This is a genomic window from Enterobacter sp. CPE_E863 (genome assembly GCF_046521465.1).
Classification (GTDB): Bacteria; Pseudomonadota; Gammaproteobacteria; order Enterobacterales; family Enterobacteriaceae; genus Enterobacter; species Enterobacter adelaidei.
Genome location: NZ_JBKFZX010000001.1, coordinates 2650358 through 2670289 on the forward strand (window position 1 = coordinate 2650358; position 19932 = coordinate 2670289).

The window sequence follows — 19932 nt, forward strand, 5'->3', positions numbered from 1 at the left end:
GTACCGGATGCGGATTACATTCAATTCCATCCCGTTGCAAAGAGAGAGGGCAGATTGTCCGGCTATTCCAGGCATTGCAGCAAACATCTGCAGGTACGATAACGTATTTCCATCCATTCAGAGCGAACCATGAAAAGAGTCATCGTAGCTGGCACGATCCTGCTGCTCGCGGGGTGTAGCATTAACCGCCAGGCTGAGGTCAGTAGTCTCGACGCGCCCAACGGCATAGTCCGCCTCGACTACGGCCAGGCGGCGCTACAAAATGCGTATTCTGATGAGTATGTGAATAACGGTACGGCGGCAAAAGCGTGTCAGAGCATGGGGTATGCCACAGCCTCTGCCTATGGCCAGCCCATCAAAACCTGCACGCTGATTAGCGGCTCTCTGTGTCTGAACGAGAGCGTGACTATCCAGTATAAATGTATGGGTTTTGCCGTTAACCCTAAGTCAAATAATCCGTGGTATTAATCAGGACTGCCAGTATTTGCTGGCAGTTTATTTCATTACGAACAAAAATAATTCTCATTAATAAATATAAAAATCGTCAATGCGTTTTATTCCCATTCGTATTTTAAATAAAGAAATAAAAATTTTACGTTTTGCAAATAATTAAATAACAAATTATAGTATCGCTCATTGTGAATCAGAAATAATAACCAGGAGCGCCACTATGCTGAAAACTGAAATGATCGACAAGCTCAATGCACAAATGAACCTTGAGCTTTTTTCGTCCCTGCTCTACCAGCAGATGAGCGCCTGGTGCAGCTACCACAGTTTCGAAGGCGCGGCTGCGTTTTTGCGTCGTCACGCTCAGGAAGAGATGACCCATATGCAACGTCTGTTTGATTATCTGACAGATACCGGCGCCCTGCCGCGCATTGAAACCGTGACATCCCCTTTTGCTGAATATAATTCTCTCGATGAACTGTTCCGCGCAACCTACGAGCACGAACAATTAATCACACAGAAAATTAACGAACTGGTTCATGCGGCAATGACCAGCCAGGATTATCCAACCTTTAACTTCCTGCAATGGTATGTAGCTGAACAGCACGAAGAAGAGAAGCTGTTTAAATCCGTCCTGGATAAATTATCTCTGGTGGGTAAATCTGGCGAAGGTCTTTACTTTATTGATAAAGAACTTTCTACCCTCGATACGCAAAACTAATTCCAGCGCGGTGCCGAAAATCGGCGCCGCGTTTTTTACTTACATTCCCTGCATCAAAACCCTCATTGTATTTCCTGTTCCCCTTATTAACGTTACGTCTGGATGACGCCCCATGCATGATCGCAGAGCGCTCAACTTCGTAAACCTTTCATTACACTACTTGTAACGGTGATTTGACGAGTTACCGCTTTTCCCTTACTCTGCGCCGCAGATTTTGTCGCGATTACGAATCGTTGTAGAGGAAAGCGTGAAAAACAGAACCCTGGGAAGTATTTTTATCGTCGCCGGAACGACGATTGGAGCAGGAATGCTGGCAATGCCCCTGGCAGCCGCAGGCGTGGGGTTTGGGATGACCTTGCTGCTACTTGGTATGCTCTGGGCGTTAATGTGCTACACCGCACTGTTGTTGCTTGAGGTTTATCAGCATGTGCCAGCCGACACCGGTCTGGGTTCTCTTGCAGCACGCTATCTGGGACGCTACGGTCAGTGGATAACCGGCTTTAGCATGATGTTCCTGATGTACGCTCTGACTGCCGCCTATATTAGCGGTGCCGGGGAGCTCATCGCCTCCAGCGTCAATGACTGGTTCGGCTCCGATATTACCCCGGCAACGGGCGCCATTTTCTTTGCGCTCATCGGCGGTGGCGTGGTCTGCGTGGGGACGTCGCTGGTCGATCTGTTTAACCGTTTTCTGTTCAGTGCCAAAATTCTGTTCCTGATTGTGATGCTGGTACTGCTCGCACCACATGTACACAAGGTCAACCTGCTGACGCTGCCGCTGGAAAAAGGGCTGGCGCTTTCCGCAATCCCGGTCATTTTCACTTCGTTTGGTTTTCACGGCAGCGTGCCGAGCATTGTCAGCTATATGAACGGCGATATTCGCAAGCTGCGCCGTGTCTTTGTTATCGGCAGCGCAATCCCCCTGATCGCTTATATTTTCTGGCAACTGGTGACGCTGGGCAGCATTGACTCTTCGACCTTTATTGGACTGATGGCGCAACACGCTGGCCTGAATGGTTTTCTGCTGGCACTGCGCGAGGTTGTGACCTCCCCACATGTGGAACTGGCGGTACACCTGTTTGCCGACCTGGCACTGACCACGTCGTTCCTGGGTGTTGCGCTGGGCCTGTTTGATTACCTGGCTGACCTGTTCCAGCGTCGCAATACCGCGGCTGGACGGTTGCAGACGGGCGCAATCACCTTCCTGCCACCGCTGGCCTTTGCGCTGTTTTACCCACGCGGGTTTGTGATGGCGCTGGGTTACGCGGGGGTGGCACTGTCGATCCTTGCCCTGTTGCTCCCTTCCCTGCTGGCATGGAAGAGCCGTCAGCAACATCCTCAGCAAGGGTATCGCGTGGCGGGGGGAAAACCGCTGCTGTGTATCGTGTTTGGCTGTGGCGTGGTGATTATTCTGGTGCAGGTTTTGATTGCAGCGGGAATGCTGCCTGAAGTGGGTTAAAAACGGGGGTTAAGGGGAAACTACCAGCTACCATAGGGGTATGTTTACCCTTTGATAAAACCCCTTATGTCCTGATAAGGCAGAGACTGCGCTTACGCGGATTCAGGAAAACATCAGAGAGTTGAAAGAAATTCAGTCGTGATTTCAGATTTATAAACAATACGCGGGCACGAGGCCCGCGATATTGCTTAACCCCCAATTGAAAAAACTCAGTGAACACTAACATAGTATTTCCTTCGGGAAGGAATACGTATTGACATATACATTCTCATAAATTCTCGGTTCATCTTTCAATGATTTAAATTTATTATGCATACACCATTGTTTTTTGTTAGAACAATCGAAATCTAAATCAACACACAGTCATTAATGCAAGCATTACACCGAATGCCAAAGCATCATAATAAAGAACAGCTTTACGAGGTAAGATTAGAGCGATTAATTCATTCATCATTACGGTAATGGTGCCAACTTACTGATTTAGTGTATGATGGTGTTTTTGAGGTGCTCCAGTGGCTTCTGTTTCTATCAGCTGTCCCTCCTGTTCAGCTACTGAAGGCGTGGTGCGTAACGGTAAAAGTACTGCCGGACATCAGCGCTATCTCTGCTCTCACTGCCGTAAAACATGGCAGCTACAGTTCACTTACACCGCTTCTCAACCCGGTACGCATCAGAAAATCATTGATATGGCCATGAATGGCGTCGGATGTCGCGCCAGTGCACGCATTATGGGCGTTGGCCTCAACACGATTTTACGACACTTAAAAACTCAGGCCGCAGTCGGTAAACTCACGCATACAACCGGGCAGTGACGTCATTGTTTGCGCGGAAATGGACGAACAGTGGGGTTACGTCGGCGCTAAATCACGCCAGCGCTGGTTGTTTTACGCGTATGACAGGATACGGAGGACGGTTGTGGCGCACGTATTCGGTGAACGCACGTTGGCCACGCTGGAGCGTCTTCTGGGCCTGCTGTCGGCGGCCTTTGAGGTCGTGGTATGGATGACGGATGGCTGGCCGCTGTATGAATCACGCCTGAAGGGAGAACTGCACGTTATCAGCAAGCGATATACGCAGCGCATTGAGCGGCATAACCTGAATCTGAGGCAGCATCTGGCAAGGCTGGGCAGGAAGTCACTGTCGTTCTCAAAATCGGTGGAGCTGCATGACAAAGTCATCGGGCATTATCTGAACATAAAACACTATCAGTAAGTTGGAGTCATTACCAAAAGACCGGGACACACTCGATACAAATATAATAATACAGGGAACCACTAAGAATTTCAGAACGGCAAGAGATTCTAGCCGACAATCATCGCCCGGATATCTTTAGGCAAGACAAATATGATTAACCTCCGTATTATTGGAGTGAAAAGCGACGTATAGTTAACAGAAAAATCCACCCAGCTATCATTATCCGCAGGGCCGCGGGGATTGCTAAGGGGGCTACGATGCCCCCTTATCTTGATCACATGTTAAGGACGTATTATTTTCTGTTGGTGTTAAGGTGAACGAAATAAAGTTACCTAAATCCACAAAAAAATGTATCAGTGCAAACAGCAGCTCTTAAACTTCTTCCCGCTACCGCAAGGACACGGATCGTTACGCCCGACCTTCGCCCCATTCACAATCGGCTTCTTCTCTTCCGGTTGCTGCGGGTTGTTCACCCAATAATTGTACAAACGCAGTGCCGCAGGCTGGATGCTTTCAATGCTGGCTTTATATTCCTCTTCCGTCAGCGCATCCAGCTTGTCGCTGTTCTCTTCAGTACCGTGCAGCGCAATCACATCCAGATCGGCCTTTAGATCTTCCGGCAAGGCAGACCAGTCCGTCAGCGCCACGCCGCGCATGTAGCCGTAGCACCACTCTTCCACAACGGTATAGCTTTCACCGTCCACGTCGTTGTAACCAAACATCGGTTCAAACTGATCCGGGTATTCGCTCAGGCGCTCGGCGATATCGTTCATATGCTTAAAGCAGAGATCGATAAAACGGTTCATCTCACGATCGTTTTTCCAGCGTGGAATGTACTTCTCGCCACCCCACACCGCCACCAGCCAGGTATCGGGCTCGACGACAACGGGGCCAGAAAGCACTGCGGTAAGCATGCCGTCCAGTTCGGAGACGTCAATCACGGACGCATCGTCGTGACCGTAAGACATTAATGTCTCTTCAAGCCACTCCATTTCGCTTTCATTCAATGGGCCTTCAGTCATCGCTGACACTCCTGATAAAAAGGAAAGGATCCTACCACATATCGCACACCTTTCCGGGTTGAAGTTTAGGTCTTTATTGCTGCAAAAACGTGCAAATCGTGACTCCTGCACAACTTATGGGCTTTATTGTTAACGATATGTGATCTCCGCTGTAATTTCTTCTCCTCCCGCAAGGCGACATAACACGGGGCTCTATACTCAAACATGTCGCAAACCCATCAATGGGTTAACCATTCTGGCAACGTTTTTGCTTAATGTTCTTCGCGCGAAGTTGCGCATGGAAACCTCGCCGTATCACGCAGGATGCAGTCTGGATCTTGTTCGTTTAGTGCATTTTGTTCTTGCTCGTGTTTTGGACTGGCTGCGCCGTCGGGCGTTTGGGTATACGCCGTGGTGCAAAAACCTCTTTGCTAAGGAACATAATAATGTCGCTGAAATTTATCAGAACGCCTCTTTCTCTTGTGTTGGCCGGTTGCCTGGTGACCGCATTTTCCGCCCAGGCAGATATTGTGATCGGTGTCGCCGGACCGTTCACAGGCCCCAATGCCACCTATGGCGATCAGTACTGGCACGGCGCAACGCAAGCCGCTGAAGACATTAATGCTGCTGGCGGCATTAACGGGGAGAAGATCAAACTGGTTCAGGGGGATGACGCCTGCGAGCCGAAACAGGCTGTGGCTGTTGCTAACCGTCTGGTGGACCAGGATAAAGTCAACGCCGTGGTTGGCCACTTCTGCTCCTCTTCCACCATGCCCGCCTCCGAGGTTTACAGCGATGCGGGGATTATTGCCATCACTCCCGGCTCGACCAACCCGCTGATTACGGAACGCGGTATGAGCGACATGTTCCGCATGTGCGGACGCGATGACCAGCAGGGCCAGGTCGCCAGCGACTTCATCATCGACAAGCTGAAAGCCAAACGTGTGGTGATCATTCACGATAAAGACACTTACGGTCAGGGTCTGGCTGACGCCACCAAAGCGGCGCTGGCGAAACGCGGGGTTCAGGATGTGATGTATGAGGGACTTTCGCGCGGTGAAAAAGACTTTAACGCGCTGGTGACGAAGATCGGTGCACAAAAACCGGACGTGGTGTTCTTCGGCGGCTGTCACCCGGAAGCCGGTCCGCTGGTTCGCCAGATGCGTGAACAGGGCGTGCAGGCGAAATTCTTCTCCGGCGACTGTATTGTCAACGAAGAGATGGTAACCGCCGCGGGTGGCCCGCAATACACCAACGGTATTTACATGACCTTCGGTAAAGATCCGCGCCTGATCCCGGACGGTAAAGCGGTTATCGAGAAATTCCGCGCCGGTAAATTCGAACCCGAAGGTTACACCCTCTATTCCTATGCCTCTGTACAGGCCATTGCTGCTGCCTTCAAAGCCACCGGTGGCAAGGACTCTGCCAAAGCCAGCGAGTGGCTGAAAGCCAATGCCGTCGACACGGTGATGGGCAAAAAAGCCTGGGACAGCAAAGGCGATCTGAAAGTGTCTGACTACGTGGTTTACCAGTGGGACGACAAAGGAAAATATAAGGAAGTGCAGTAACGGGACGGAATCACGCTCAACGCCGGCAGGCCAGCCTGTCGGCGCGTAATAAACATCAGGCTGCGTAAGTCGCGCAGCCTATAAAAAACGAGCGCGCTAAGATGAGTACATTCTTCCTGCAACAGTTAATTAATGGCTTAACGCTGGGCTCCGTCTACGGCCTGATCGCCATCGGCTACACCATGGTTTACGGCATTATCGGCATGATTAATTTCGCCCACGGCGAAGTGTATATGATTTCCGCCTATCTCTGCGCCATTGGCCTGGCGCTGCTGTCATTCTTCGGCCTGCAGTCTTTCCCTCTGTTGATCCTCGGGACGCTGGTTTTCACTATTGTGGTGACCGGGGTTTACGGCTGGACCATCGAGCGAATTGCCTATAAGCCGCTGCGAAACTCCACACGCCTGGCGCCACTGATCTCCGCCATCGGTATGTCGCTTATTCTGCAAAACTACGCGCAGTTGAGCCAGGGCCCGCGCCAGCAAGGGGTTCCGACCATGCTGGATGGCGTTATTCGCCTGCATCTGGGGGAAGGGTTCGTTCAGATAACCTATACCAAAGTGTTTATTCTGGTCGCTTCATTTGCCGGCATGCTGGTCCTCACCTGGATAATCAACCATACCCGCCTGGGACGGATGTGCCGCGCGGTGCAACAGGACCGCAAAATGGCCTCCATTCTGGGGATAAACACCGATCGGATTATTTCGCTGGTCTTTGTCATCGGCGCGGCAATGGCGGGTCTGGCGGGTGTGCTCATCACCATGAATTACGGCACCTTTGATTTCTACGTCGGATTTGTCATTGGCATCAAAGCCTTTACCGCGGCGGTACTCGGCGGCATCGGATCCCTGCCCGGGGCAATGCTCGGCGGACTTATTCTCGGCGTGGCGGAAGCCCAGTTCTCGGGCATGGTGAACTCGGACTATAAAGATGTGTTCTCGTTTGGGCTTCTGGTGATGATCCTTATTTTCCGTCCCCAGGGACTGCTTGGTCGCCCGATTGTGGCCAAAGTGTGAGGGAGCAACGATGACAAGCCACGGTTTTTCTCTCAAACGCTGCACTCTGGACGCTATTTTTTCCGGGCTGATTGCGCTGATTATATTTGGCCCAATTGCGGGCGTGGTGCTGGACGGGTACAGCTTTAACTTCGCCGGGCAGCGACTGGCCTGGATGGTTGGCATTGTGATGCTGGGGCGCTTTCTGTTGAGCGCTTTTTTGGGTACTGCCACCGGAGCCCGTTTCCAGTCACGCTTTGAAGCCGATAGCGCGGGCGTGTATGTCCGCCCCCCGGAATACAAAAGCCGCATGCGCTGGATTATTCCTCTGGTGATTACCCTTGCGATTTGCTTCCCGTTTGTCGCCACCAAATATGTGCTGACCGTTGCCATTCTCGGGCTGATCTACGTGCTTCTTGGTCTGGGACTTAACATCGTCGTGGGTCTGGCCGGTCTGCTGGACCTGGGATATGTCGCGTTCTATGCCATCGGCGCTTATGGCCTGGCGCTGGGTTATCAGTATCTTGGGTTAGGCTTCTGGAGCATGCTACCGCTGGCGGCAATCATGGCCGCTGCCGCAGGTGCCCTGCTCGGTTTCCCGGTGCTGCGCATGCACGGTGACTATCTGGCCATCGTGACCCTCGGGTTTGGGGAGATCATTCGTCTGATCCTGAACAACTGGCTGACCTTCACCGGAGGGCCCAATGGTGTTTCAGCCCCTCCTCCTACCTTTTTCGGTCTGGAGTTTGGCCGTCGGGCTAAAGAAGGTGGAGTGCCCTTCCACGAATTTTTCCACCTGACCTACAACCCCAATATGAAGTTTATCTTTATCTATGCGGTACTGTTTCTGGTGGTGATGCTGGTGCTCTATATTAAGCACCGCCTGACGCGGATGCCGATTGGCCGGGCGTGGGAAGCATTGCGCGAAGACGAAATCGCCTGTCGCTCAATGGGCTTGAATCATGTTCTGGTCAAGCTTTCGGCCTTTACGCTCGGTGCCTCAACCGCCGGGATTGCCGGGGTGTTCTTTGCAACCTACCAGGGCTTCGTGAATCCGACCTCATTTACGTTTTTTGAATCGGCACTGATCCTCGCCATCGTGGTGCTGGGCGGCATGGGCTCCACGCTTGGCGTCGTGCTGGCGGCCTTTGTGCTTACCGTCACGCCCGAGCTGCTGCGCAGTTTTGCCGAGTACCGGGTCCTGCTGTTTGGCATGCTGATGGTGGTGATGATGATCTGGCGTCCACGCGGTTTGATCCGCATAAACCGCAGCGGGTTTGCCGTGCGTAAGGGCGTTGCGCCATGAACGATATGATATTGCGCGTTGAACATCTGATGATGCACTTCGGCGGGATTAAGGCGCTAAACGATGTCAACCTGGACGTGCAGCGTGGCTCTATTACCGCCCTGATTGGGCCAAACGGTGCGGGGAAAACCACCGTGTTTAACTGCCTGACGGGCTTCTACAGAGCCTCTGGCGGCAACATTTTATTTAATACCCGCAGTAAAACGACCAACGTTATTCAGGTCCTCGGGCAAAAATTCCAGCCAGGTGACTGGATTAACCCCGCGCAGTTTGGGCAGCGTCTTTTCTACAAAATGTTTGGCGGAACCCACCTGGTCAACCGCGCCGGACTGGCGCGCACGTTTCAAAATATCCGGCTTTTTCGCGAAATGTCGGTCGTGGAAAACCTGCTGGTTGCACAGCATATGCGCGTTAACCGCAATCTTCTTGCCGGGATCTTAAATACGCCGGCATACCGCCGGGCGGAGAGTGATGCCCTGGACAGAGCCTTCTACTGGCTGGAAGTGGTTGACCTGGTGGAGTGCGCCAATCGCCTGGCGGGAGAGATGTCGTACGGGCAGCAGCGGCGTCTGGAAATCGCGCGGGCAATGTGTACCGGGCCGGAGATGATCTGCCTGGATGAGCCCGCTGCCGGGCTAAACCCGGTAGAAACGCATAAGCTGAGCAGCATAGTTCGTTTTCTGCGCGATCATCACGACATCACGGTGTTGTTGATTGAACATGATATGGGAATGGTGATGGAGATATCGGACGACATTATCGTGCTCGACCACGGCGATGTTATTGCCAGAGGAAAACCCGAGCAGATCCAGCATGATGAAAAGGTCATTGCTGCCTACCTGGGTACGGACGAAAGCGAGGTCACCTTATGAACGAACCGCTGCTGGCATTTCGCGAGGTGGACGTGTTTTACGGCGTCATTCAGGCGCTGAAGCAGGTTTCCCTGGAGGTCAATAAGGGTGAAACCGTAGCGCTGATTGGTGCAAACGGCGCGGGTAAATCGACACTGCTGATGTCCATCTTTGGCCAGCCCCGTATTCGTGACGGACAGATCCTTTTCTGCGGAGAGGACATTAGCCATAAATCGACTCATTACGTTGCATCTGGGGGTATCGCCCAGGCGCCAGAAGGACGACGTATCTTCCCGGATATGACGGTTGAAGAAAACCTGCTGATGGGGACTATCCCCATCGGCAATCAATTTGCGACTGAAGATATGCAAACCATGTTTGACCTGTTTCCGCGCCTCAAAGAGCGTCGCAAGCAGCGCGCGATGACCATGTCCGGTGGCGAACAACAGATGCTGGCCATTGCCCGGGCGCTGATGAGTCGCCCGAAATTGCTGCTGCTGGATGAACCGAGTCTTGGGCTGGCACCCATTGTGGTAAAACAGATTTTCCAGACGCTGCGCGAGCTGGCCCGCAACGGCATGACGATTTTTCTGGTCGAGCAGAATGCGCACCATGCGCTGAAACTTTCTGACCGGGGATATGTGATGGTTAATGGCCAGATCCGCCTGAGCGGCAGCGGCGAAGAACTGCTGGGCAATCAGGAGGTGAGGAAGGCGTATTTAGGTGGTGTTTGATTCGATACTGGTGTATGTATCAAAATTATTTCCTATAAATAACAATAAATTATTCACAGAATGTATAGCACGCAATGGCTAGAGAAGGTCTGGTTATGCTGATTTATTAGTCACTGACGATCACGTCAAACTAACTGAAAAGGAGCTTTCAGCATGGCTGTATCCAGACCCGGAGTACAGGGAAGTAAAACCAGCGTACGCAATTTACAGGCATGAATAACATGAAAAAAATAATACTCGCAGCTCTGCTGCTGCCGCCTCTGGCTTATGCTGCTCAAACCTTACCGCCGGAAGCTAAGGCGGCACTGCAGTTTAATAAGTGGTACATCTCTCAGATAATGATCGGGAAAGAGCCACTTACGGATTATGACGCACTCAGCCAGTATGTAAGCCACGTTACCATCAGTAAGCTTAAAGCCATGGACAAGCTTGATCCGAATGAATACGACGTTCCAGACGCTGATATGTTCATAAAGGCCCAGGGCTATGAAGATGACTGGGGAACGGTTATTGCCAGAGCGATTGATTACGATGCCGTGTGCATGCAGGTGTATATATCCTTTGGCAAGAAGCGCGATCACACCGTTATTGACTGCATGGTAAAAGAAGACGGGGCCTGGAAAGTCCAGTCTGTAGCCAGCATAGATATTTCTGACAACCTGAATGCAAAGTAAATCGACGATCTGAAAGGGGTACTGATGCAATGCATCTTTGCGTATACCCCTATGTGCTGCACCAGCAGAACGGCACGCGTTATACCCGTGACGGGTTTAACAGCCGGTGGCAGCGGGCACGCGATGAAGTTCAGAAAAAATTCCCCCACCTACTTTTTGATTTCACATTTCACGAATTGAAAGCAAAAGGCGTTTCAGATCTGCAAGGAAGCCTGCAGGAGAAGCAACAGATTTCAGGTCTCAAGACGATCACACAGACGTCACGTTACGATCAAAAAGTGAAGATTGTTCCGGTGGTTGGTGGGCAAAAATGACAAATGATGTTAGGAAAATGAATTTCAGGCACAAAAAAACCACCTTTCGGTGGTTTCACGACACTGCTTATTGCTTTGATTATTCTTTGTTTCCCATGGTAGCCGGAGTGGGACTTGAACCCACACAGCGCGAACGCCGAGGGATTTTAAATTCTACGCAGGATCAATGTGTTACATAGCGATTCATTGCAATATTTTGTGGGGATTGGATGTTCATATTTGCTGTAGTTAGCAGTAAATAGATAGCCATGGATAGCTTTGAGCAAAGAAACGTCACAGATATGAGTTCGTGCCGAAAGTATTCACCCTAGTTAAATCAATTTGCTGAATGCAACGCTAACAGTGAGCGGCCAAGTGTGTAAACCCACACAGCGCGCCCAACTGACACTCAGCTGCCAGCAGCGTATCAACTCGCATTTGTCCACTCTGAATGCGCATAGTTATACGCAGATTACTTAAACGGGCTGTGACGTTAAAAGAGCTATCATCCCTAGTCAGGTGCCATGCTGAATGAAAAACAGGGTGGTCATGCCCATCAGAATGAGTGTATTCACCAGCGTGAATACAGTGGCCAGCTTGCCCCAACGGCGGTTTGTCTGTAGCTCTGCACGTTGTTTATCCTCTAAGGTGAGTATTTGTTGATGCAGAGATTTATTCTGTTCCGTGAGCGACTCCAGCATCACGTTTTGCGCCTGCATCTCGGCCAGAGTAGCGGAGAACAGTTGTTCCTGAAGGGCTACCTGCTGATGGCTTAACGCCACTTGCTGTTCCGTAAGGGACGTCAATGCTGCGTTTTGCTCCTGAAGTCTAGCGCTCTGTTGGGGCAATTGTTCATGGATGCGTTGTAGTTCTTCGACCTGTTCCTGATGATGCTTACTATTCTGTTGCTGGGACATGTCATGCAGAGCGGTAGTGTCCGCCCTGTTCTGCGCCAGACTGTTCAATAAAGTAAGATAATGTCTTTGAGCATCATCTTTGGCATCGTTCAGTTCGCGTGTCTGCTCACCGAGCGTATCGGATATCGTCTCAAGCGGTCCGGTCAGTTTTTTAAATTCAGCGACGAATTTTCGGTCGAGATTAAAGAGTTTGTCATTACTGTCGTCAATACTCTTCTTTTGCCCGACAAGCTCGCGTCGCAAATGCTCCAAAAACAGATCCTGCACCAGTTGGTCCAGTAACTGTTCATCGTTGGCCGTTTCCGCTACAACAAGGTTTTTATTCAATTTTACTGCTCTCCTCGGCTAAGGATTTTACGTAGTCAAAATCGTTGTTCAACGCTTTATACATCAGCAACCAGCCGAGGCGCTCGCTGCGGCTGATGTCTGGGTTTTTAACGTTGACCTCGATTTCATGCGCCCGGGTATTTTTTGCCGAAAGAATGACATTCAGAAAGTTTTTACTCTCGTGAAGCCGCTGGGAATAACGAGTTAACGACTCGTCGAACTCCTGCTTAATCCGGACGATCCGCAGATGTGTGTGCTCTTTTTTTTTCAATAACTGAGCAACGATACGCTCCAGTCGCCGCGTTGTGCGCTCATTTTTAACAATGTTTTTATTCAGGGCGCATTCTTCGGTATCGAACTTAAACTTGATGCGTTTGTGGAAAAGAGCCGTTAAGAAGTTGGCGTCTTTGAGGCACGCCCCTTTGATCTCATCCTGATCTTCCCTGCGTGTTTTCTCGCGAAAATAGGTTTCAAACCAGTAGCCATTCAGTCTGGTTAAGACCCGCTCTAGATAGGCCATCTCCGGCACCCTTTCAGGAGGAAGCTGGAAGGCTTCAAGCAGGTCATTCCAGCATTGGGTATAGGTTTCACCACATTCACGAATCTTCGACTTAAGTAAATCTAGAGATGGCGATTTGCATGTCGTTAATTGCGCGATTATCTGAGATACGTTCGAATGCTCACCAAAATTCTTACCCGATGCGTCATCACGTTTTTTTAATAACGTTTGCTGCTTCTTTATTAATTTCTGATGGTTATCTCTATTACAGCTCACACGTTCCTGGTACATATCAACATGCTCTTCCAACCGTAAGAGCTGTTTTCGCAGCAACGTTTTTTCTGTTTCGTAATGCACCTTTTCGACGGCCATTTGCTGTTCAATGATATGCGGCAACGCGTAGCCCGTGCGCAAGCGTGAAAGCGGGTTCGACGCCTGGTGCAGAGAGTCGAGTAACTCTTGCAACACGTCTCGCCGCAAATCTCGGCACTGGCAGGCGAACTCGTCATCTCCGGCATTGATTGCCAGCCAGGTGTGGCCGCACTCTACGGGGTAGATCAGTTCACTGATACTTTCAGGCAATCCCAGCTCCATGGTATTGATTTGTTCAAGCAAGAACGTCCGCATTGCCTTTTTATCAAGCCGTTTTTGCTTGATCAGACGCTGAAGTGTTGCATCAGAATAAGCTCTAGTCAGGACAATCTTGTAGCGGTGGCGTTGCCAGTGCCAGTCCTTCAGCAGGTCATTGTCCAACTCTTCTGGTTTTAGGAAGGACAACGCATCTGCCTTGCCTGTCAGCATCACCACATCGGCAGAGGCAAGATAACGGCTGGCAAGCATGTTGACATAGTACTGCTCATTGGCGTTGGTTGAGTGAGTGCCTGGTAAATCACGGATCAACAGCTGAGCACTGCTCTGTTGCTGCAAATCAAAAAAGCGTCGGGGCAGGAATACATCCACGCTATCGAATTCTCGCACACCCTGCTCAACTTCCTGGCGAAAACCGGCAAAAATGGCCTTCGCCTCCTCGTCGTTAAACCAGGCTGTACCGTTCTCGCGGTGACTAAAGTACCAGAAGTCGTTTTTAGACATACGATAGCGATAAGTGCGCGCCGTGGACATCGTGCCCAGATCCTGCTCGCCACGTAGCAAAGTATTTAGTTCGGTGAAGCAGTCATCACGAATGCCCAGCAAGGTCAAGATCAGTGAGGTTTTACCAACCTGAGCCGGGCCGTAAAGGATCACTGAAATCTGCCTTCTGGCATTGTCCGTCGCCTGGATTAGCCGTTGCTCGTCAAATTTCTTAAGAAAGGCGACAAAACTCTCTTCTGCCCACAAGTAACGTTCCCGGCTAAGATCAACCCAAGATTTTTCGGAAGTGAGTTTCATACAGTTTTGCTTCCTTTTGTGCCGCAGTTAGCTTGTTAATCGCGAGTACCAACGCACTTCGATTTGCCAGAGCATCCGTTTCGCCAAAAATCTGCTTCAAGTTATACGCAATATGCTCTCTCAGTTCGGCAATCATCTCCTGATAGTTGCCGATCACTGTTTGTTCGTTATGGAATGCCAGTTCCTCCATAGCACGACGAATGTAATAGATCTGCGCTTTATCGCTGTCGCGAATCACACCCGTTATTTGGTAAATACCATACGCCACACTGGCAACCAACGCCGCTTTACCTACTAACGCCAGCGGAGTTAATCCCCCTTCCTTATTTGGTGTGCTCTTACCATCCACCGTTCCATCTGCAGCATCAGCCCCCAAAAACGCCATCATGGCTGTTTTAATTGGATGGTACTGTTCACTGCTGGAAAAGAGAGCATCAAATATTTGCTTAGGTTGGATCTCTTCTGCCAGTTGGGTAGTACAAGCAGGATCGAGCTGCATTGCAAGCCTGGAACGTGCATTTTCCAGCATTAAGGCAGGCAAAATATCCAGAGCTGCGGTTAGTTTTGTAGGCAGAGGAACTTGATGCTCTTTGCTCGGTTTTTTGAGCAGTGTATACAGTCCCGTCATCAGCTCAGGATCTGTCATCGAGTACTCCGTCTGCTTATCCTGAACCAGATATCCCATTCTCCCGGGTGCTGTTGTCGGTAGTAACTGCTGATTTTCAACATTAGGCAAGAGCCCCTGAGCACGAAGCACCCGTGTATTTGTAGATGTCAGTGCCTTGAAGTTATGCTCGTGGATGCTGACGTTTTCATATTGTTTATTCCAAGCATCAAGAATGCGTCGACTGCGCTCGTCATCCACTTCTACGCCGCGCAACGACAGACGCCGCGCAAAAATTTTAAGATTGTTTTGAAAACCAACCTCTTCGCTTTTATAGTTTTCTTCACAATGCATAAGTGCATCAGTAAAGTGCTGACGGGTCTGCTTTTTTATCGCTGCGCGTAATTTTTGCTCATGGTTGGCGGCTGATTCATCAAAGGCCTCAAGAATCTCTTCTACCATGGATTCATGATGCTGCTGTTTATCCGCCAATATTCTCAAATCATTAATAATTTCGGATACATCTTCGCGAATAAGCCCCATAAAATTATCCAAAGCAATTGCTTCAGACGCCGAGCTGCTAGTGAGCTTATTGGTCACCGTCTGGCGCAATGCGTCAATCCAAATATCGCTATTGCCAGAGCCTGTCGCTACGATATCCTCTTTTTTCATTCCAACATTTGGGAATACACATTCAGCAGCACTGGTCTTGAGCTGTTCGATTTCCTGTAAACCGAGCATCTCAGTTTTGCTGATGACCACCACAGGGCCTCGGTCACTGAAGTTATCTCGCAAATCTTGCAGCACACCAGATTTGCTGTCGTTCGCTAACAACGAGGCATCGGTAACGAACAGGACGCCACGGGCGTTAACCAATACGTGACGCATCATATCCTGCCAGAGATAGTTTTTGCTGGTGGTCAACTCATAGCCCGGTAACAGCGCCCAGGTCACCTGTTCATCAATGAACGAGTTTTTCTTGCTGATCAGCAGTTTGGGGTAGAGCAGCTTAAAGCCTGCTTTTTCATAGCGACGAACACTGTTCCAGTCACGAAGGAGGTTTTGAAGTTGCTCCCCGCCCTCGCCTTTTTGCTGCTGAATTTCGCCAGTTTTAAGGTTGAGGCACTGATAGACTACCTGGGGAAAGTAGGCGGGGTCACCATCCACCTGTTCGATAAAAAGCGGCACCTGCTCGCCACGACCCGGATTGGCGTCTAACCATTCATCATTAATACCGAGGATCGTTTTCGCCAAGGTTGTTTTACCAGCCCCTTGCATACCGGCGATAGCATAAATTGGTTCTTTCTGCAAAAGCGTCGTCAGCTCCACCTGACGCAAAACATCGGTAATGTGATCGACATTTTCTGCAGCTTCACCATGCTTAATGGAAAGTTCCAGTGCAGTAAGTAATCCAGTACGTAGATTCTTCAAAGTATTGATGTTAATTGACATGTTAAGTCCTTTTTGATCGTCGGTACGCAGTGTCGCAACATGCTTCCGTTTTCATTCAATATACTCAAAGCAGCGTTCTCAATGGTAGGATCATCTATTCAATGCCATATGCAGACTTCGTGATTATATGCGCTATGAACCTGCCATACATCTATGTGTGCACGTCATTTTAGTCCATCATTTTCCCATGAATTTCAATGAACTTGCTCCATCGCGGACGCAGATACTCAATATTAATGTGTGTCTGCATACGTGATGCAATGATAGTGCTCCCCTGCCACTCTAAGAGGTCTTCATCTATCGCGCAGACTTGAGGGCTGAAGTAAACTTTCATATTATCGGGATCAATCGCACAATGGTTGTGGTCAAATAGGTTGTGAATATCCCTACGTAATAGAAGACCGTTCGTAACGTCTGGGATGCCTTCTTCGTGTCGCGGCGTTATGTGAGCTGCCTCGGTCCTCCAACGCGATTGGACTCCGGTAACAACACAGCGGTCAAAACAATTCTTCCTGGCATCTTGTGAAAAGGGCGACTGGTCGGAACTGTAAGTTGCATTGCTTTCCCGCCCTTCTTTATACACGCGAGTAGGGAAAATAACTGTGTTGCTCAAGCCTGGAGAGATTGAGACATACGCGGTCCCTCTACCACTCACCTTTCCACCATTAAAAACTTTTGAAATGGATTTTGTCATACCCGCCAACCTGGGATTACTCATTTCGACGATTTGTCCGCCGCTTCTTTCTGACCGATGGAGTCGAACGAACTGACCGGTGTAAACATCATGATAACTATCGGGTCGCTCAACTCGCAAAACAACATAGTCAAATGTTCTTGTATCTGCGATGTTCCAATCGCCAGTTTTGACTCGCCTAGCTTTACCTAACCCAACAGTCAGATCAGGTATCAAGGTTCCCTTCTTACCTGTAGTACGAATTGATAAAATTTCTCCTGGCAATCCCAAGTCTAAAAGCTCATGGATCACTGGGAGGTATTTCCGGGTTCCAAGCTTTATTTTCGTCAAATTCATCAGCGTTTCTCCAAGGACAAGCCATTTTCCATTGATCACAAGACAAAGTTACGAGTTTGACTGGAAATCTTCGATTATCTTCTGATTGTAATCATCCAGATACTTTTGCAGTTCATCCCTGTCGATCAAACGTACCAAGGCTGACTCAGCTAACTCTTTAGCAGAGCGTGTGAAGTAGGAATTAGTCACAACCATCGCCTCATCACAACCATAGAACGTTTTAGCAGAGATCACCTGCTGCACCGCCGAGTTACCTACAGAACCAGAATAATTTTTCGCCTGAATAACCATATCCTTACCAAATCGAGTGACGAAGAGATCTGCCCCCTGATCTTGCGTTCTCTTGGTTTCTTTGACGTCATAACCCATAGTCTGGAATACTTCCACAAGGAAATCTTCAAACTGGAAGCCGTCCATTGCGTCAACTAAATACATGGTAACGAATTTGTTAGGGTTAAAATGCTCAAGCCGTGTAGCTAATCTATCAACCAGAATATCAAAATAAATACGTTCGCACACAGCTAAGTATTTTTTAACTTCATCGAATAAAACCAAAGGAACACCAGGCGTGGCCTCCGCTTTTTCATTGAATTCTACTGATGAGAACTCTATTTTATTGCTCCATATATAGAATAGAAATAATGAAAGATCTGCCCGAAAAGTGGTGCCCGCTTCCTCAATCCATGACTTCAAGGATTCAGTAAGTGTAGATTTAATATGCCGTTTAACTTCTTTAGCGAAACCATAATAAAGAGCGCTAAATGACGTGGTAAGGAGTAATTTATCTAATAGCTCAGGTAACTCCTCAAGCTCATTGAACCCTTTTCTGACCAACACCTCACGGAAAAGTTGTAATTCGGAGTATGTGCCATTATCTGTTGGGAAATCTGCTTCCGATTTATTATTATGTGAGAATCTGGAAGTGTAAATGAAGTTAGTAAAATATGGATCTTTTAAACTGGAGTATTTTTCGAGAACATTTTCAAGTAATTGATTAAGCTGAGTTTGTTCTTTCTTTTTCCCAAACAGATCTTTCAGAACACCCTTTGAACGATACTGAAATTCGGGATAAAACGATGGATTCAATGGCGTCATACGTTGTATATCTATTGCTTGTGTGGTCGATGATGCTGAACCCCATGCAGACGTTTTTACAGGCGAAACTCCACTACACCAGGGACAATTAACCTCAAAAGTCGTTCTACTGCAAGTATCACACTGATAAATCATTTGAATATTCTCCTTTTATTCCAATATCTGACTATTCGACACTTTAATTTCCTGCTTAATAATCCACAATTTAAAAAAGATCATCATAACGCAGTCATATTAATTTATGTTCTTATTTTTGAGTCCACCCACTCCGTCATATCCTTAAGAAGAACCAGTGCATCTTTTTTGCTTCTCGTGTTCCCCCAAAAACTCAGTTCAAGCACTTTCCCCTTCCCAGAAATTGATACTTCGTAGTCCTCAGGGCTAGCGGTTGGAATGAAATTTCCAGCACTTAAAGCAACTCTTATTTCTTCTTTTAGTGCATTAACTTCAGGGTAATCATCTGAATGTATCCAGCCATATACGTAGAACTCAGCTTCATCTCGTCCATCCTCTGAAGGTCGATAAACTAACGTAATTCCTGTTTTACCTTGCCCCCAGCATCCCGGCATCAGATGAATTGCTTTATAGTAACCCTTCCAGTTATTAATACCTGTTGCAATATGAATATCAGGCAATACCTCTGAGACAACCGATTTAGCTTCCTCGGTGATAGCATTTTGGTACATTTCCAGCAATTGAACCGATTTTATCAAAGCTGTGAAATTTTCAGTGACAAACTCCACATTTTTATCAGATACCTTATCCATACTAACCTCACTCAATTTTTTAAGATGACTCAAAAACTCCTGATAAAAAACAGTCCACTTGCTGAACTCTTGATTCATCATCTCTAACCCCAGACGTCGAATGGCGGTTTCTAGCAACAGTGAATAATTGATCAGTTGCCAACCGTCTACGCCTTTAGCACTGTTACCGTCAGGCTTTAATATACAGCGAAATAGTTTTTGATTGTTGCCGCCGTAACTATCAATGAGGCTTACATAGCTGGGAAAAGGATTATATGTATCAGCCAAAACTTTATGCTCAATACCTATGATGAATTCATCATGTCTGATAAGAATATCAAGATATTTCCCATCCTCTGTTCTGGCTTCTCTCATTAATTCCAGAGAGGTGAAATCAATTTCATCAACATCGAGGGAATCATCCAGGCAACATAACAATGCTTTGAGCAACCATGGCTGCACCATTTTCTGTGCTCCCATAAACAAAGCCATCAAGTCCGTTGTTGGATTTTCGAGATATCCGGAACCTCCCAATTCAAAAAAATTGAATTCAATATCATCCTCAAAACAAATCCCTTTTAACATTTTCATGAATTCGATGTTTAACGCTTTACATGACAATTTAGCTTC

17 protein-coding genes and 1 pseudogene are annotated in these 19932 nt (G+C 48.6%); 11 read left to right on the top strand and 7 right to left on the bottom strand.

Annotated elements, in window-relative coordinates; genetic code table 11:
• The first annotated feature begins 129 nt into the window (after nucleotides 1-129).
• The 4 genes from yecR (at nucleotide 130) to ACLHV8_RS13080 (ending at nucleotide 3839) form a co-directional block, all read left to right on the top strand.
• Nucleotides 130-468, top strand: coding sequence for a YecR family lipoprotein (gene yecR, locus ACLHV8_RS13065; protein ID WP_028018594.1), 339 nt, complete (start codon nucleotides 130-132; stop codon nucleotides 466-468).
• Nucleotides 469-670: 202 nt separating this feature from the next.
• Complete coding sequence (gene ftnA / locus ACLHV8_RS13070; protein ID WP_129323357.1) at nucleotides 671-1168, top strand: non-heme ferritin; 498 nt, start codon at nucleotides 671-673, stop codon at nucleotides 1166-1168.
• A 247-nt stretch (nucleotides 1169-1415) separates the two neighbouring features.
• Nucleotides 1416-2627, top strand: a complete 1212-nt coding sequence (gene tyrP, locus ACLHV8_RS13075; RefSeq protein ID WP_208594395.1) for a tyrosine transporter TyrP — start codon at nucleotides 1416-1418, stop codon at nucleotides 2625-2627.
• Nucleotides 2628-3139: 512 nt separating this feature from the next.
• A protein-coding gene (locus ACLHV8_RS13080; RefSeq protein ID WP_410392129.1) for an IS1 family transposase occupies nucleotides 3140-3839 on the top strand; the annotation gives its coding sequence in 2 pieces (ribosomal slippage) (nucleotides 3140-3393 and nucleotides 3392-3839; 702 coding nt in all).
• 335 nt (nucleotides 3840-4174) lie between these two features.
• Here ACLHV8_RS13080 and ACLHV8_RS13085 read toward each other — a convergent pair.
• A complete protein-coding gene (locus tag ACLHV8_RS13085; protein WP_208595324.1) occupies nucleotides 4175-4843 on the bottom strand; it encodes a YecA family protein in 669 nt (222 codons plus the stop codon).
• A 425-nt stretch (nucleotides 4844-5268) separates the two neighbouring features.
• On the opposite strand from ACLHV8_RS13085, the gene ACLHV8_RS13090 reads away from it, so the two are divergent.
• The 7 genes and pseudogenes from ACLHV8_RS13090 to ACLHV8_RS13120 form a co-directional block, all read left to right on the top strand.
• Nucleotides 5269-6390 (top strand): branched-chain amino acid ABC transporter substrate-binding protein, encoded by a 1122-nt coding sequence (locus ACLHV8_RS13090; RefSeq protein ID WP_028021355.1) that lies wholly within the window; start codon nucleotides 5269-5271, stop codon nucleotides 6388-6390.
• 101 nt (nucleotides 6391-6491) lie between these two features.
• Nucleotides 6492-7406, top strand: coding sequence for an ABC transporter permease subunit (locus tag ACLHV8_RS13095; RefSeq protein ID WP_028018589.1), 915 nt, complete (start codon nucleotides 6492-6494; stop codon nucleotides 7404-7406).
• 10 nt (nucleotides 7407-7416) lie between these two features.
• Nucleotides 7417-8691 (top strand): high-affinity branched-chain amino acid ABC transporter permease LivM, encoded by a 1275-nt coding sequence (gene livM / locus ACLHV8_RS13100; RefSeq protein WP_028018588.1) that lies wholly within the window; start codon nucleotides 7417-7419, stop codon nucleotides 8689-8691.
• Nucleotides 8688-9563 (top strand): ATP-binding cassette domain-containing protein, encoded by an 876-nt coding sequence (locus tag ACLHV8_RS13105; RefSeq protein ID WP_129323353.1) that lies wholly within the window; start codon nucleotides 8688-8690, stop codon nucleotides 9561-9563. Before livM ends, ACLHV8_RS13105 begins: the two co-directional genes overlap by 4 nt.
• Nucleotides 9560-10276: an ABC transporter ATP-binding protein gene (locus tag ACLHV8_RS13110; RefSeq protein ID WP_208595323.1), complete on the top strand. Its 717-nt coding sequence runs from the start codon at nucleotides 9560-9562 to the stop codon at nucleotides 10274-10276. The genes ACLHV8_RS13105 and ACLHV8_RS13110 overlap by 4 nt, the downstream gene beginning before the upstream one ends.
• 221 nt (nucleotides 10277-10497) lie before the next feature.
• The gene (locus ACLHV8_RS13115) at nucleotides 10498-10950 is read left to right on the top strand and encodes a DUF3828 domain-containing protein (RefSeq protein WP_410376925.1); all 453 of its coding nucleotides are present in this window, start codon (nucleotides 10498-10500) and stop codon (nucleotides 10948-10950) included.
• A gap of 50 nt (nucleotides 10951-11000) precedes the next feature.
• Nucleotides 11001-11264: pseudogene (locus ACLHV8_RS13120) on the top strand (integrase); the annotation flags it as partial.
• Between the two features lie 494 nt (nucleotides 11265-11758).
• Here ACLHV8_RS13120 and ACLHV8_RS13125 read toward each other — a convergent pair.
• The 6 genes from ACLHV8_RS13125 to ACLHV8_RS13150 all read right to left on the bottom strand — a co-directional run bounded on the left by ACLHV8_RS13125 (nucleotide 11759) and on the right by ACLHV8_RS13150 (nucleotide 19893).
• Complete coding sequence (locus ACLHV8_RS13125; protein WP_208595301.1) at nucleotides 11759-12487, bottom strand: hypothetical protein; 729 nt, start codon at nucleotides 12485-12487, stop codon at nucleotides 11759-11761.
• A complete protein-coding gene (locus tag ACLHV8_RS13130) occupies nucleotides 12480-14375 on the bottom strand; it encodes a hypothetical protein (protein ID WP_208595300.1) in 1896 nt (631 codons plus the stop codon). The genes ACLHV8_RS13125 and ACLHV8_RS13130 overlap by 8 nt, the downstream gene beginning before the upstream one ends.
• On the bottom strand, nucleotides 14344-16431 hold the full coding sequence (locus ACLHV8_RS13135) for a hypothetical protein (RefSeq protein ID WP_208595299.1): 2088 nt from the start codon (nucleotides 16429-16431) through the stop codon (nucleotides 14344-14346). Before ACLHV8_RS13135 ends, ACLHV8_RS13130 begins: the two co-directional genes overlap by 32 nt.
• 169 nt (nucleotides 16432-16600) lie before the next feature.
• On the bottom strand, nucleotides 16601-17461 hold the full coding sequence (locus ACLHV8_RS13140) for an HNH endonuclease signature motif containing protein (RefSeq protein ID WP_208595298.1): 861 nt from the start codon (nucleotides 17459-17461) through the stop codon (nucleotides 16601-16603).
• 48 nt (nucleotides 17462-17509) lie between these two features.
• Nucleotides 17510-18691, bottom strand: coding sequence for a restriction endonuclease (locus ACLHV8_RS13145; protein WP_208595297.1), 1182 nt, complete (start codon nucleotides 18689-18691; stop codon nucleotides 17510-17512).
• A gap of 104 nt (nucleotides 18692-18795) precedes the next feature.
• Complete coding sequence (locus ACLHV8_RS13150) at nucleotides 18796-19893, bottom strand: PD-(D/E)XK nuclease family protein (protein WP_244250183.1); 1098 nt, start codon at nucleotides 19891-19893, stop codon at nucleotides 18796-18798.
• Between the last annotated feature and the right edge of the window lie 39 nt (nucleotides 19894-19932).